Genomic DNA, 13,573 nt, shown 5'->3' on the forward strand with positions numbered 1-13,573 from the left:
CTGAACGGCTTCAACTTCAACCAGAGCATTCTGGATTCGCAGGGACGGGTGGTGAACACCTGGGCGGATGTGTTGAACCGGGCGAACCTGGGCATGGAAGTGATGCACGAGCGTAATGCTCACAACTTCCCGCTCGACCTGGCTGCGGGTGAGGCTGCTCCTGTTGCAGTCACCGCTCCCGCTATCCACGGTTAAGCTCTCGCTGCTTAGCAATCAAGGCACTCTCCTCAAGGAGGGTGTCTTTTTGGTTTATAGATGATGTGGTGCAAGCGCGTGAGTAGACGCAAAACCAAACATGCTCAACAGCGATCGTTTATGGTGGAACGGTTTAAATCTGATAACCAGAAATAGAATAAGCAGTACAAAACCAGTACAAAGAGGGCTAGGATAGAACCCTGAACATCCTGCTTACATGCTTATGAACGGAATCACGCGCCGCCTCTCTGTATCGGAACTCAGCGAGCAAATTCTCGAAATGGCAAAGACGGGCGTGTATCGAGAATCCGTGTTTGAGGCTCTGCGTCCTTGCGCGACCAAGCAGCAGGTTCGGACAGCCATCGCTCACGCAAAGCGGTTTGGGCTGAATTCTGTAGCCAATCTGCGCGATCGTGAACTGGGCACTTACTATCAGCTCGATCTGGTGAAGTATCAGGCAAACCAGCATTTGCTGCACGCTTCGGAATATTTAGGCAAAGATGCCGATTTGCTAAAGCGGGTGACCGAGGCTCAGCAAGCTGCGCGACGAATGTTAGCTTACGCCAGAGGATTAGCGATCGTCCTGGGGTTGGCAAGTTTGAGCTGCGCTATTTTAGGGAAACCGCAAATCGGTTTGATGCTGTTCAGCAGTACGATCGCGACTGGAATATTGTGGGCACTCCAGCGAGCGACTCTTCCCTGTGAAGAGAGCCTGAAGACGGCTGATCTCTCCAAGTAACGATATGTGCTGTGGTTGAGTTTCGCTATCTTACGACTACGCTCATCCGAAAACTCAAATCACTCGATGTGCAACTTCTTTAAATCCCTGGTGGGGTGATTGTCATGCCCATCCAAATTGGGTTGCCAGGACACCGATCCGATAAAACATCCAGAGATTTCTATGGCTGTATGTCGCGTGAAATTTCCTGTTTTCAGTGATGCGTCAAATTTTAAATGGCAATGGCAGTAGATAGCACATGGGCAGGAAAAAGCTGAATCTTGGGGAACTGAATTCGATCGCGCAGCAGCGTTTTGGTTACGACAAGCTGAAACCTGGTCAGGAAATGGCAATTCAGGCAGTTTTAGACGGACACGACACGCTGGCAGTTATGCCTACCGGAGCGGGAAAGTCTGCAATTTATCAGCTTGCTGCCTCAGTAATGCCCAGAGCGACAGTGGTCGTATCGCCCTTAATTGCGCTCCAGCGGGATCAGATGCAGTCGATCGCCCAGCAGGATGTGGGAGCCGCAGCAGTGGTTAACTCAGCCGTGAAGCCATCCGATCGCCAAGAAGCATTTGAGAACTTTAAGCAGGGCGACCTGGAATTTCTGTTTTTGGCTCCAGAACAGTTTAACAATCCCGAAACGCTAGAGCAGCTTCAGGCAGCACAGCCGTCGCTGTTTGTGGTAGACGAAGCGCACTGCATGAGTTCCTGGGGACATGACTTTCGCCCGGACTATTTGCGGCTGGGAACGGTAATCGAGGCACTGGGGCATCCACGCGTTCTCGCACTAACGGCAACGGCTGCGCCTCCAGTACGGGAAGAAATTATGCAGCGACTCGGCATGAAGAATCCGGCAGTAATTGTGCGTGGGTTCGATCGCCCCAATTTGTATTTAGACGTGCGTCGGTTCGACGATGAGGCAGAAAAACAGGACGCGCTCATCAGTTGTGTTCGGCAGGCAGCGAAGCCAGGAATTGTCTATGCGGCAACCCGCAAGCACACTGAGGAAATTGCCCAGAAGCTTCAGGAAGTTGGGCTGCGATCGAGTTTTTATCATGCCGGAATGAAATCGAGCGATCGAACTCAGACCGAAGCCGCATTTATGCAAGACGAAATTGACGTTTTAGTCGCAACAACTGCCTTTGGCATGGGCATGGATAAGCCAAACGTGCGGTTTGTGTTTCATGCCAATATTAGTGATTCGATCGACTCCTACTACCAAGAAATCGGACGGGCAGGACGAGATGGCGACCCCGCAGAAATTATCCTGTTCTACAATCCTGATGATTTGAGGCTGCGCCGATTTTTTGCAAGCGGTGGACATTTAGAAACCGAAGAGGTGAAGCAGGTTGCAGAAATACTTCAGGAGCAGGATGAACCCGTTACCCCTAAGGAACTCCAGGAGCAAACCGAGCTATCTCAGGGCAAGCTAAAAACAGCTCTCAGTCACCTCAACGCAGTAGGCGCAGTTAAAACTCTGCCAACAGGAGAAGTGGCGGTCAGTGAGGAAGTAGAAGACTTGGAAGTTGCAGCCGCAGCCGCCGTTGAGGGGCAGGAAAGACAGCGACAGTTCGAGAAATCGCGCCTAGAAATGATGCGAAGCTATGCTGAAGTGCAGGATTGTCGGCGGGAATATTTGCTCAACTATTTTGGCGAGGAGTACCAGAAGCCCTGCGACAACTGCGACAACTGCAAGAACGGAGTGATTATCGAGGACTCGGACCGTCAGCCTTATCCGGTTAACAGTCAGGTCGTGCATAAATCTTGGGGTGTGGGTACGGTGATGCGCTACGAGGGCGATAAAGTAGTCGTTTTGTTCGATCGCGTAGGCTATAAAACGTTGGGCGTTGAAATTGCCGTGCTGCGGCGGCTGCTCGTTCGGTTAGACAAGTCTTAGCGTCATTCGTTATTGGTCATTCGTGATTAGGTATTCATCCTTGGTACTTATCATTAGTACTCATTACAGGACAAGAGCCTGATAACCTGTGACGATCGCACTCTGCATTGATTTCAGATTTCCTTCAGGATTCGCTCCGCTGCCCGCTAAACGTAACATTCTGCAACGTATAATAATGAGGCAGTGAGTACTCCAAAGGGTAGAGCGTTCAATGCGTGTTGCGATCGCAGGAGCAGGGCTAGCAGGTTTGGCTTGTGCCAAATACCTGGTGGATGCAGGTCATACGCCCATCGTGTTTGAAAGTCGGGATGTGCTGGGTGGATTGGTTGCCGCCTGGAAAGATGAAGACGGCGACTGGTACGAAACTGGACTGCACATCTTTTTCGGTGCATATCCCAATATGTTGCAGCTATTAAAGGAGCTGGGCATCGAAGACCGACTTCAGTGGAAAGAGCATTCACTGATTATGAATCAGCCGGATAATCCGGGAGTGTATTCTCGCTTCGACTTCCCTGATATTCCAGCTCCCTGGAACGGCATTACCGCCATCCTCCGCAACAACGATATGCTGACTTGGGAGGAAAAGATCAAGTTTGCGATCGGCTTAGTTCCCGTGATGCTGCGCGGTCAGACATACGTCGAGGAAATGGACAAATATTCCTGGACTGAATGGCTGCAAAAGCACAAGATTCCAGAGCGGGTGAACGAAGAGATTTTTATCGCGATGTCTAAGTCGCTAAACTTTATCGGACCCGATGAGATTTCTTCTACGATCATTCTCACAGCAATGAATCGCTTTTTGCAGGAGCGGTACGGCTCAAAAATGGCGTTTCTGGACGGTTCGCCAACCGAGCGGCTTTGTCAGCCCATGGTAGACTACATCACCGAACGGGGCGGTCAGGTCTTGCTCAAGAAGCCCTTGAAGGAGATTCGCCTCAATGCCGACGGCACGGTAAAGGATTTTCTGATTCGCGGACTGGAAGGTGCATCCGATGAAGTTGTGACTGCCGATGCCTATGTGTCTGCAATGTCGGTAGATGTGCTAAAAGCCCTGCTGCCGCAGCCGTGGAGGTCTGTAGACTACTTCAAACAGCTCGATGGACTGGAAGGTGTACCCGTGATCAACCTGCATTTGTGGTTCGATCGCAAGCTGACCGATATCGATAACTTGCTGTTTTCGCGCTCTTCGCTGCTTAGCGTTTATGCCGATATGAGCAACACCTGCCGCGAATACGAGAATCCCGATCGCTCGATGCTGGAACTGGTACTGGCTCCGGCAAAGGACTGGATCGACAAATCAGACGAAGAAATCGTAGCGGCAACAATGGCAGAGCTACATCGACTCTTCCCTGATCACTTTGGTACAGAAGATTCTGCCAGACTGCTGAAATCGAGGGTCGTGAAAACGCCGCGATCGGTTTATAAGTCAACTCCCGGACGGCAGGAATATCGCCCGGATCAGGCAACCCCAATTGCAAACTTTTTCCTGTCGGGCAGTTATACAATGCAGCGATACCTTGCCAGTATGGAAGGAGCAGTATTATCTGGTAAACTGACGGCTCAAGCGATTGTCGATCGACAGTCTGAACTGGAGCAAACTGCAGCAAAATTAGAGCTTACTGCTTCTGTTTAAGCACCCTGGCAGCAGATAGCGAACAAATCCTCGCAAATTTCCCAAACTGCCGCCAATTTTGTTGCACCTCCGTAGGAGAATAGCTGATAGCTGATCGCTCCGAAGTTCCTGCGCCGAAGTCAACCCTCAGCTTGCGATGTAATGCTGCAACTGCCTGAATCTCCCCGTGTTACTGCCCTAACTCCTCTAGAGGTCTCCTACGAAATCTGTCGTCGGATTACGGCAGAGTATTCCAAAACGTTCTACCTCGGTACTCTGCTGATGCCTGAGGCAAAGCGCCACGCAATCTGGGCAATTTATGTCTGGTGTCGGCGCACCGACGAACTGGTCGATGGTCCTCGTGCGGCGTTAACCACCGAGGAGACGCTGGATCACTGGGAGCGCAATCTAGAAACTCTGTTTACCGGACAGCCGCTCGAAGATGTAGATGTGGCTCTGGTCGATACGCTCGATCGCTTTCCGATTCCGATTCAGCCCTTTCGCGACATGATCGCCGGCCAGCGAATGGATCTGTATCGATCGCGCTATGAAACCTTTGAAGAACTAGAGCTTTACTGCTATCGGGTAGCAGGCACCGTTGGCTTGATGACGACCCCGGTAATGGGAGTTGATACTCGTCACGGAACTGCTCCCTGGGATCAGGGCAAACCGCAGCATAATCCTACACCTCAGGCAGTCGCACTGGGCATTGCGAACCAGTTGACGAATATTCTTCGGGACGTAGGAGAAGATGCCCGTCGGGGACGAATCTATCTGCCGCTGGAAGACCTGGAGCAATTTAACTACAGCGAAAAAGACTTGTTTAACTTCGTTGTGGACGATCGCTGGCGTGCCCTGATGAAATACGAAATTCAGCGTGCCCGCAAGTTTTTTGCCGAAGCTGAATCGGGAATTAGTCAACTCAGCCCTGATGCTCGATTCCCAGTATGGTCTGCCCTGATGCTGTATCGCGGGATTTTGAATGCGATCGAGCGAAATCAGTATGATGTGTTTCGCAAGCGGGCTTATGTACCAGGGTGGCAAAAGATGCTGTACCTGCCCATCTCGAAGCTGAAGGCAGAAGTGCTATAGCGGTGCTTGCGCTAGGGTAAGAAAGTTCTTTGTGGATCAGGCTAATTCAATCAAATGGATGAATTGCCTGACCTGGAGTAATTCAAAACCTATGAAAGAGTGGATTTTACCCACGACCGCCGCCATTTTTCTGTGGGGATTTTGGGGTTTTTTGCCCAAGCTGACAACCCGCTATCTAGCACCCAGCAGCGCGATTATCTTTGAAGTCGCGGGTGGTTTGCTACTGGGTGCAATCACCCTCGCAGGACTTCAGTTTCGCCCACAGCTTCACCCGTTAGGTATTCCTTTGGCAATGATGACCGGGCTGCTCGGTGCAGGAGGGGCATTTTGCTTCCTCCAGGCAGTCGTGCATGGACCCGTAACGCTGGTTGCGACCCTATCTGCCCTTTATCCGGCAGTGACGCTCGGCTTAGCCCATTTCTTTTTGCATGAGGCGATTACCTTTCGGCAAGCCGTTGGCATTGGGCTGGCATTACTGTCGGTGATTTTGGTTGCTGCCTGAGCACTGCCCTGGCTTAGACCTTTAATTTTTAATTAAGGATTTACTAATTATCAAAGGACTAAACGGCTTCTGGATCGATCGCGTGCTGCTTTAGTTCGTTCAGCGACACGTATTCCAGTGCAGAAGCATGGGTTGAGGCAAGCACCACGGGCGGCGCAACGCCTGCATCCAGGGCTTCTTTCCAGCGCGAGGCACACAGGCACCAGCGATCGCCCGGCTTCAGTCCGGGAAAGTTAAACATCGGCATTGGCGTAGACAGGTCATTGCCGCGAGATTGGGTGTACTGCAAGAACTCTGCTGTCACTTGAGCGCAAACCACATGCGCCCCCACATCGCCTGCTCCAGTGCTGCACATGCCGTCGCGGTAGTATCCGGTTATGGGGGAAGTGCAGCAGAGTTGCAGTGGAGTTCCCAATACGTTGCTTGCGTTTGCCATGATGAGTTCCAAAGTTTTTCTATTTCTTACAGTTTATAGAAACTGAAAAGTAGTGCGAAGCAGTTCCCCTTTGAAGTCACTGAGCGATCGCATCAGCGTTAAGGGAAAAGAACTCGCCAATTTTCAAACATTCTCTAAACCGTATCGCAACCCCGTAAACTGAAAAAGATCGATCGCGTCAGGAAGCCGGCAACCGTGCGCCTAAAAGAGTTCAGTACCAGCAAAGTGAATTCAGCCCTGCTGCTGACGCTAATTCTGCTGTTGGGCTTGGGGCTACGCTTCTGGAACCTTGATGCGAAACCGCTCTGGCTGGATGAAGTGCTGACTGCCCTATTTACGATGGGCAAAAGTTCGGCAGATGTGCCGTTGAATGTCTTTTTTTCGCTGACGGATCTGGAGCAGATTTTTTCGTTTCGATCGGGGGTGTCCTGTCCGCAGATTACTCAAACCCTGGTGCACGAATCGGTGCATCCACCGCTGTTCTTTTGCCTGATTTATCACTGGCTAGCCTGGCTTCAGCCCAATTCGAGCAACTGGGTCTGGGCAATTCGATCGCTGCCTGCCCTATTTGGAGTGGGATCGATCGCCGCACTTTACTGGCTAAATCGAGTCGCGTTTTCGCCTGCGGCTGCCTGGTTTGGGGCTGCGCTAATGGCAGTTTCGCCGTTCGCGGTTTACCTGTCGCAGGAAGCTCGTCACTACACGCTGCCCATGCTGCTCATCACGCTGGCTCTGGTGATGCTGGTCAAGATTCAGCAGTCGCCCCGTACCTTTACACCCTGGCTTTGGATAAGCTGGACGGGAATTAACCTGATCGGGCTGTACGTTCACTATTTTTGTTTGCTTGCGCTGATTGCCCAGATTGGAACGATCGCCCTCTGGATGTTCTGGCAGCGACGCGAGATTCTGCGCCGTCACTGGGTAGGGTTGGGGTCAGGCATTCTTGCGCTGGGGGCGGGCTATCTGCCCTGGTTTCCGATCTTTCTCAGTCACCTGAGTCGTCCCGAAACCGACTGGCTCATTCCCTACAAGCCAGATTGGACTGATCGGATCGCGCCGCTGTATCAAACGCTGGTAGGCTGGCTGCTGATGGTGATTGCCCTGCCGATCGAGGAACAGCCAGACTCGATCGTTTACTTTTTCGGCAGTATTGGGTTAATTTTTGCCCTCTGGCTAGGATGGCAAATTGTGAAAGGAATTCGACGGCAATGGCGAAATCAGCTTGTTCGTCCGCCGCTGCTGCTGCTGAGTGGATTTGTCGGCTTTGTGCTGCTGGAATTTTTTGCGATCGTCTATCTGCTCGACAAGGATCTGACCATTGTTCCCCGCTATAACTTCGTTTACTATCCGGCGATGGGTGCGTTATTAGGAGCCGTTTTAATTGGTGGGCAAGATCAGAGAGACAAGACTTCAAATCGCGCTACACCGATCGTTCTACTCATTGTTGGGCTGCTTAGCAGTTTACTGGTGGTGAACGGTTTTGCTTTTCAAAAGTCTTACCGTCCGACACGCGTCGCTCAGGACATGGCATTTGAACCAGACCAATCGCTGGTGGCTATGGTTAGCTATCGATCGCCGCAGGAAATTGCCTTGGGACTCAGCTTTGCCCTGGAACTTCGCAAGCAGTTTCCGCCCGATCTAGTCAATGACCGCGTGAGATTTGCCTTTGTCGATCGGACTCAGGGATACAGTCAGGTTTGGCGCACCCTGCCCCAGCTTGCTCAGCCCTTGCCGATGCCGCTCAATCTCTGGGTCGTTGCGTCTCCCGGAATGCGAACCAAAGATTATCCGTCTCGCCTGCGGTTGTCTAATCCGGCAACTCCCAATCGCAAAGCTCTTTGTCCCGTTGATCCAGAAGAATTTCATCGGGTTGGCTTTCCTTATCAGCTTTTTCGCTGTCGCTCGCGTCAGGAATAAAATTCTGTTTGGCTTACATTCGATCGCCTGACGATCGCCTGATAAACGAACTGAGCTAGATGCTCTCCCTCAAACTAACCTACAGCAGGGATAGATCCTAACAACGCAAATACTGCAAACCCCAGAAATTAGTAAGGGCAGGGATTAACCCCGCCCTAGTAAAAGACGAAATATGATTACATCGTTTGATCTGCGTTGATGCGACTAGGCTGCTTAGAAAGCAACGATTCGATGCCTAAAGCTAAGGGTAGGCAGTACCAACCCTAAGGAGCTTACGCGCTGATCGTCGTCTTATAAAGCGCCTCACGCACTGCCATCATCGCTGCCACCAGCTTGTCAATTTCTTCGCGGGTGTGCAGAGCATTGGCAGTAATTCGCAAACGCGGCTTGGCGATGAACCAGATCGGCGATACCCAAATGCCATGTTCATACATGAGCTGCCGGGCGAAGTGCTTCGGGTTAATGTCAGTCGGCAGCACCACGGGAACGACGTTGGTTTCGCCGATCGCCTCAAAGTCATGCTCGACCAGTCTTGCCCGCAGATAGCTCGTATTCTCGTGGAGCCGCTTCACCAGAGCCGGATTTTGGCGCACCTGACGAATGCTTTCTAGTGCTGCTGCTGTTGTTGGAGCGGGAAGGGAAATTGTACCGATCGAAGTCGGCGAAACATTCAGAAGTGGCTTCAGCTCAGCACTGTGAGTGCTGATAGCGGCTCCAGCAGACGCAGCGAACTTCGAGAAGGTGGTCATAATCAGCGGATTCACCCCTTTGTCGATCGCGTGCTGGGGCAAAATGCCGAAGTAATCGTAAATGCCGCCACCGTGATCGCCCAGTGCGCCGCTGGCATGAGCCTCATCCATCACTAGAACACTGTCCTCATAATTCGCGAGGATGTCGATCATTTCCGGCAGGGGAGCAATGTCGCCGTCCATTGAGAAGACCGCATCGGAAACGACCATAATGCGATCGTCTGGGCGAGCATGCCGCTGCAATTTCCGTGCCAGATCTGCCATATCGCAGTGACGGTACGCCCGCACCCGTACTCTGGGGCTGTGGCCAAACATTTTGCCCGATCGGGTTCCGGCGTTTGCCAGGGCGGAAACGATGCAGCCGTGGTTGAGAATGTCAGTCATGATCAGGGTTTCGCGGGTGTTTTGGAACCCCGGAACCGGAATCGCCAGATGACAGAAGGCATCCATTAACGCCTGCATTGCCATCCACGCATTTAGGAAAAGCTGCGTATGGGGCAGATGCTTGAAGGCAGAAATTTCGTCTTCGAGCTGCCGATGCAGGTCAATTCGACCGCTTAGCACCGAGCAAGAGCTGTTTGACGTGCCGTATTGGAGAACCGCATCGATCGCCGCCTGCTGCACAGCCTTGTTTTGAACCAGTCCCAGTACATCGTTGGTGCAGAAGGTCAGGACGGTACGGCGAATGCCTGTTGCCGCCTCTTCGATTTCAACTAGATTCCCCGCTTTGCTGCCGTGACAGATGTATTCATCAGGGTCTAGACCACTTTCATACCAGCGTTGAACGTATTCCTTAACAACTCGCACAGTTAACTCCCCTCACCTCAATTCGTTGTTGTGAATGCATGTCCTTGAGTTCAGTTGAGATTCGCTGAACCCGATCGAACCTTGTGTTTCAAGTTCAACCCTGGCAGGAAGCGGGATTGACTGATTCATAATACTGACACGTATCCTTGACCGATCGATCAATCGAAAAGTTGCCTCTGCCCATCGCTCCTGCGCTTTAATCAACCTTCTTTGGCTTAAAGAAAGTTTATAGTCAAAAGTGCCACTAATTAAACGTTTGTAGAGCGGCGGTTGGTACAGTTGCAAGACAGGCACAGTTCGCTTAAACCTCGCTGCTAATACGTCACCGTAGGTGCGGGCTGTGCCGCAGGGGTGGAATTCGCCTCCTGCAAAGCTCCTGAAACCGCTCCAGACTCTCCAGCCTGGGACAGGCGTTCAGCCTCCAGGCGCGATTCCTCCGATTGTTGGATGAATTGCTCATATTGACGGACGATCACGCGCTGAAGCGCAATGATTGCCGGATTAATTTCGACATAGCGACGCTGCGAATTCAGCCGATAGTTGCGCTGCTCGCTTTCCATCATCTCCACGTCCTGCTCTAGAAACTGCATAAACAGGAAACGACGTACAAGCGGCACTGCTACAGGCTTAAGCGATCGCAATAACCATTTCGGCAGCCTGACCAGCGGCAAACAGAGCATCGAAAACGATCGGGTCTCAGTTGGACTCACCGGAAGCCGCATCAAATACAGCGACGACACCCCTTCCATCGTGCTGTGGTAGTGGGGATATTGATACTGAATCGTCACCACTCGCTGGGTCACGCCATCGCTGTCGGCACTGAGCCCCAAAAACTTCGACAAAAAGCCGCGATAAGAAACACGATACTGTGCCTCGATCGAGCCTTCCGATTCGCGCAGCTTTAGCAAAACGGGATCAAACCAGCCTTGCAGATTGCGATGCAAAAAGCCGTGGAACACATCCATCGTGTTTTCGTTGCAGATCGAGAAGTGTGCCTGAAACCGTCCCGTAATCGGAATGATCAAGCAGTTGGGATCGTCGTATTCGGGCACTTCGGGCAGCGATCGTTCGGTTGCCAGTACCGGGTTGCCCGGAAAAACCCAGACGATGCCGTACTTCTCTTGAGCGGGATAGCTGCGTGCCTGGGCACAGGGCAATTTTTGACCCTTCGGCAAATAGGGAATGTTGACGCAATCTCCCTGGGGGCTAAACTCCCACCCGTGATAGGGACAGACCAAGCGATCGCCCGTCACCTCGCCTTGGTGCAGCTCAATTCCTTTGTGCGGACAGGCATCTTCCAGGGCATAAACCTGACCCTCTGCATCCCGATAAACGGCGATCGGCTGCTGCCACACCCGCACCGGAATGACCCGACTCCGCTCCAGTTCATGCGACCAGGCAACCGGATACCAGTGGTTGGGATTGATACCAACCTCACGAATTTTGTTTTGAACCGTCTGACCTTTCAGCGTTGTCGCCAGTTCCATGAGCGTACCCTACACCATGAGCAACAGGGGATCGGACGAGATGACCCACTTAGACTGAGTAGAATTACTTGTCTTTTTAGCCCCTTCGGATGGATTGTGAACCATTTTTGAAGCGGATGCAAGTCATCATCATACTGATCGGTATGACGAGTCGATCGACTGATAGGTTTCTGGCCGGTTTCTAAGGGATGCAACCTGGAGCGAAATCGTTCGTCTCATGGGGTTAATGGTTCACGGGTTAATGCAAGAGAATTAGGGGGAATCATCGGGGATTTAAACACACCCTAAGCGGGCGGATCGGGAAGTCGTAACGGTTCACGCATCTTCTTCAGACTCCCGGATTTTCTAGACTCGATCGCCTCGGGCTTCAGAATCACCTTACAGCAGTGTCAAACAGCATCATTGTAAAATCTGGTTCTCCAGCCCACCCTAAAACAGACTGCAAACAACGCGAAAGACAAACTGAATGAATACCCTCGTTTTGCCCTTGCTCAAAGCCTACGGTGCAGCCGCTAAAGCCAAGCTAATTCATCAGGCGCGTGACCCGATCGCCGCACAAGATACCTATCTGCAAACGCTCCTGCGCGTGCAGCAGGACACAGAACTGGGGCAAAAGTTTGGGCTGGGGGAGGTGCGATCGATCGATGAGTTTCGCGATCGCGTGCCGATTTGGTCGTATGAGGACTATGAGCCGTTGATGCAGCGCATCGCTAATGGGGAACCAAATGTGCTGACCGCTGACCCGGTGGTGTATATCAACCTGACGAGCGGCACCACGGGCAAGCAGAAAATGGTTCCGGTGACGCGGCGATTTCAGCGATCGTTGGGCAAAGCAAACGCGGCGAGTTTTGGGTTTATTTTTGAGGCAATCGAGGAACAGCGCAGACAGAACAAGCCTCCGGTGCATTTTGGCAAACTGCTGTCTACTAATTCAGTGAAGCTTCAGGGGCGCACTGCCGCAGGCATTCCCTACGGTCCCGTAACAGTGGGCAGCTATCGAATGAATCGCCGACTGTGTGAGCTGGCATTTGTTCAGCCGTTTGCGGCAATGGAAGTTGGCGATAGCCTCAGCCGTCACTATGCTTGTATTCTGTTTGCGCTGGCGAATCCGCAGGTGCGGGGAATGTCATCGAATTTTCCCATGTCGATTTTGCGAATCTGCCGCATTCTGGAGGAGAACGCTGAAAGCCTGATCGAGGACATTGCCAAAGGCACGATTGCTCCCTGGCTGGAGCTTGCACCAGAGATTCGATCGAATTTAGAGAAACGCTGGCGATCGAATCCAGAACGTGCTGAAGAACTGCGATCGATTCTGCGATCCGAAGGCAGACTCACGCCCAGAGCGGTCTGGTCAAAGTTCTCGTTTATCGGCACGGCGAGAGGCGGCACATCGGACTTCTACTTTGAGCGATTTCCCCAATACTTTGGTGATACACCTGTGTTTGGTAGCGTGTATGGAACAGCCGAAGGCACGTTTGCGGTCTATACCCGTTTCAACCAGGATGGTGCGGTGCTGGCACTTGACAGCGGCTTCTATGAATTCATTCCCTCCGATCAATGGGAGGCGGCAGAACCGAAAACGCTGCTGGCTTCTGAGTTGAAGGTGGGCGAATATTACCGAATTCTAGTCACTAGCTATAGCGGCGTGTATCGCTACGACATTGGCGATGTGATTCAGGTGGTGGGTTTTCTGGAAGATACGCCCATGATTGTGTTTCGGCATCGGCGCGGCGGGCTACTTTCTTCTACAACTGAGAAAACCACGGAATTTCATGTGGCGCAAACGCTGCAACTGCTTCAGCAAGAGTTTGGTTTGACGCTGGATGATTTTTGCGTGACGCTATCCGATTGCGAGTTTCCGGCTCGCTATTTGCTCAATATCGAACTGGCTCCGGGTCAAACACTGGCTCAGGCGCAGGAATTTTTGCATCACTTCGATCGCCTTTTAGGAAAATTTAACCATCCCTACGCGACAGTGCGATCGGCTGAGGTTCCGCCCCCGTTCCTTCGAATTTTGGCTCCGGGGAGTTTTGCGATCGTGCGGCAGCGGCAGTTATTGCGGGGAGCATCGGATACGACGCTAAAGGTTCCGCATTTGAGTGAGGATCGGCAGTTTCTGGCGGGTTTAGTGGTGATCGAGGAGGTTCAGTGGTAG

11 protein-coding genes and 1 pseudogene are annotated in these 13,573 nt (G+C 52.1%); 9 read left to right on the plus strand and 3 right to left on the minus strand.

Features of this window, described 5'->3' with window-relative positions:
* The 7 genes and pseudogenes from NDA02_RS24485 to NDA02_RS24515 all read left to right on the plus strand — a co-directional run.
* Nucleotides 1-195: pseudogene (locus NDA02_RS24485) on the plus strand (photosystem II q(b) protein); the annotation flags it as partial.
* Between the two features lie 63 nt (nt 196-258).
* A complete protein-coding gene (locus NDA02_RS24490; RefSeq protein ID WP_347277908.1) occupies nt 259-351 on the plus strand; it encodes a DUF2805 domain-containing protein in 93 nt (30 codons plus the stop codon).
* Between the two features lie 67 nt (nt 352-418).
* On the plus strand, nt 419-934 hold the full coding sequence (locus NDA02_RS24495; protein ID WP_190793491.1) for a hypothetical protein: 516 nt from the start codon (nt 419-421) through the stop codon (nt 932-934).
* Nucleotides 935-1,172: 238 nt separating this feature from the next.
* Nucleotides 1,173-2,816, plus strand: a complete 1,644-nt coding sequence (locus tag NDA02_RS24500; protein WP_190793492.1) for an ATP-dependent DNA helicase RecQ — start codon at nt 1,173-1,175, stop codon at nt 2,814-2,816.
* A 211-nt stretch (nt 2,817-3,027) separates the two neighbouring features.
* A complete protein-coding gene (pds, locus tag NDA02_RS24505; RefSeq protein ID WP_190793493.1) occupies nt 3,028-4,449 on the plus strand; it encodes a 15-cis-phytoene desaturase in 1,422 nt (473 codons plus the stop codon).
* Nucleotides 4,450-4,590: 141 nt separating this feature from the next.
* Nucleotides 4,591-5,520 (plus strand): 15-cis-phytoene synthase CrtB, encoded by a 930-nt coding sequence (crtB, locus tag NDA02_RS24510; RefSeq protein ID WP_190793494.1) that lies wholly within the window; start codon nt 4,591-4,593, stop codon nt 5,518-5,520.
* 91 nt (nt 5,521-5,611) lie between these two features.
* Nucleotides 5,612-6,022 (plus strand): DMT family transporter, encoded by a 411-nt coding sequence (locus NDA02_RS24515; RefSeq protein ID WP_190793495.1) that lies wholly within the window; start codon nt 5,612-5,614, stop codon nt 6,020-6,022.
* 58 nt (nt 6,023-6,080) lie between these two features.
* On the opposite strand, the gene NDA02_RS24520 is transcribed toward NDA02_RS24515, so the two are convergent.
* On the minus strand, nt 6,081-6,458 hold the full coding sequence (locus NDA02_RS24520; protein ID WP_190793496.1) for a DUF2237 domain-containing protein: 378 nt from the start codon (nt 6,456-6,458) through the stop codon (nt 6,081-6,083).
* 195 nt (nt 6,459-6,653) lie between these two features.
* Here NDA02_RS24520 and NDA02_RS24525 point away from each other — a divergent pair, with 195 nt between their 5' ends.
* The gene (locus NDA02_RS24525) at nt 6,654-8,375 is read left to right on the plus strand and encodes a glycosyltransferase family 39 protein (RefSeq protein WP_348256121.1); all 1,722 of its coding nucleotides are present in this window, start codon (nt 6,654-6,656) and stop codon (nt 8,373-8,375) included.
* Nucleotides 8,376-8,647: 272 nt separating this feature from the next.
* Here NDA02_RS24525 and NDA02_RS24530 read toward each other — a convergent pair whose 3' ends face one another.
* Both NDA02_RS24530 and NDA02_RS24535 read right to left on the minus strand, forming a co-directional pair.
* Complete coding sequence (locus tag NDA02_RS24530; RefSeq protein WP_190793497.1) at nt 8,648-9,931, minus strand: aminotransferase class I/II-fold pyridoxal phosphate-dependent enzyme; 1,284 nt, start codon at nt 9,929-9,931, stop codon at nt 8,648-8,650.
* A gap of 314 nt (nt 9,932-10,245) precedes the next feature.
* Nucleotides 10,246-11,418, minus strand: coding sequence for an aromatic ring-hydroxylating dioxygenase subunit alpha (locus NDA02_RS24535; RefSeq protein ID WP_190793498.1), 1,173 nt, complete (start codon nt 11,416-11,418; stop codon nt 10,246-10,248).
* A 466-nt stretch (nt 11,419-11,884) separates the two neighbouring features.
* Between NDA02_RS24535 and NDA02_RS24540 the strand changes: the two genes are divergently transcribed.
* Nucleotides 11,885-13,573, plus strand: a complete 1,689-nt coding sequence (locus tag NDA02_RS24540; protein ID WP_190793499.1) for a GH3 auxin-responsive promoter family protein — start codon at nt 11,885-11,887, stop codon at nt 13,571-13,573.

This window comes from Leptolyngbya sp. ST-U4 (genome assembly GCF_039962215.1).
Lineage (GTDB): Bacteria > Cyanobacteriota > Cyanobacteriia > Elainellales > Elainellaceae > Leptolyngbya_A.

What these genes read in the sequence shown, in the direction of transcription:
- NDA02_RS24540 (WP_190793499.1), top strand. Translation starts at nt 11,885, where the DNA reads ATGAATACCCTCGTTTTGCCCTTGCTCAAAGCCTACGGTGCAGCCGCT.
- NDA02_RS24515 (WP_190793495.1), top strand. Translation starts at nt 5,612, where the DNA reads ATGAAAGAGTGGATTTTACCCACGACCGCCGCCATTTTTCTGTGGGGA.
- NDA02_RS24520 (WP_190793496.1), bottom strand. Translation starts at nt 6,458, where the DNA reads ATGGCAAACGCAAGCAACGTATTGGGAACTCCACTGCAACTCTGCTGC.
- crtB (WP_190793494.1), top strand. Translation starts at nt 4,591, where the DNA reads ATGCTGCAACTGCCTGAATCTCCCCGTGTTACTGCCCTAACTCCTCTA.
- pds (WP_190793493.1), top strand. Translation starts at nt 3,028, where the DNA reads ATGCGTGTTGCGATCGCAGGAGCAGGGCTAGCAGGTTTGGCTTGTGCC.
- NDA02_RS24500 (WP_190793492.1), top strand. Translation starts at nt 1,173, where the DNA reads ATGGGCAGGAAAAAGCTGAATCTTGGGGAACTGAATTCGATCGCGCAG.
- NDA02_RS24535 (WP_190793498.1), bottom strand. Translation starts at nt 11,418, where the DNA reads ATGGAACTGGCGACAACGCTGAAAGGTCAGACGGTTCAAAACAAAATT.
- NDA02_RS24495 (WP_190793491.1), top strand. Translation starts at nt 419, where the DNA reads ATGAACGGAATCACGCGCCGCCTCTCTGTATCGGAACTCAGCGAGCAA.
- NDA02_RS24490 (WP_347277908.1), top strand. Translation starts at nt 259, where the DNA reads ATGTGGTGCAAGCGCGTGAGTAGACGCAAAACCAAACATGCTCAACAG.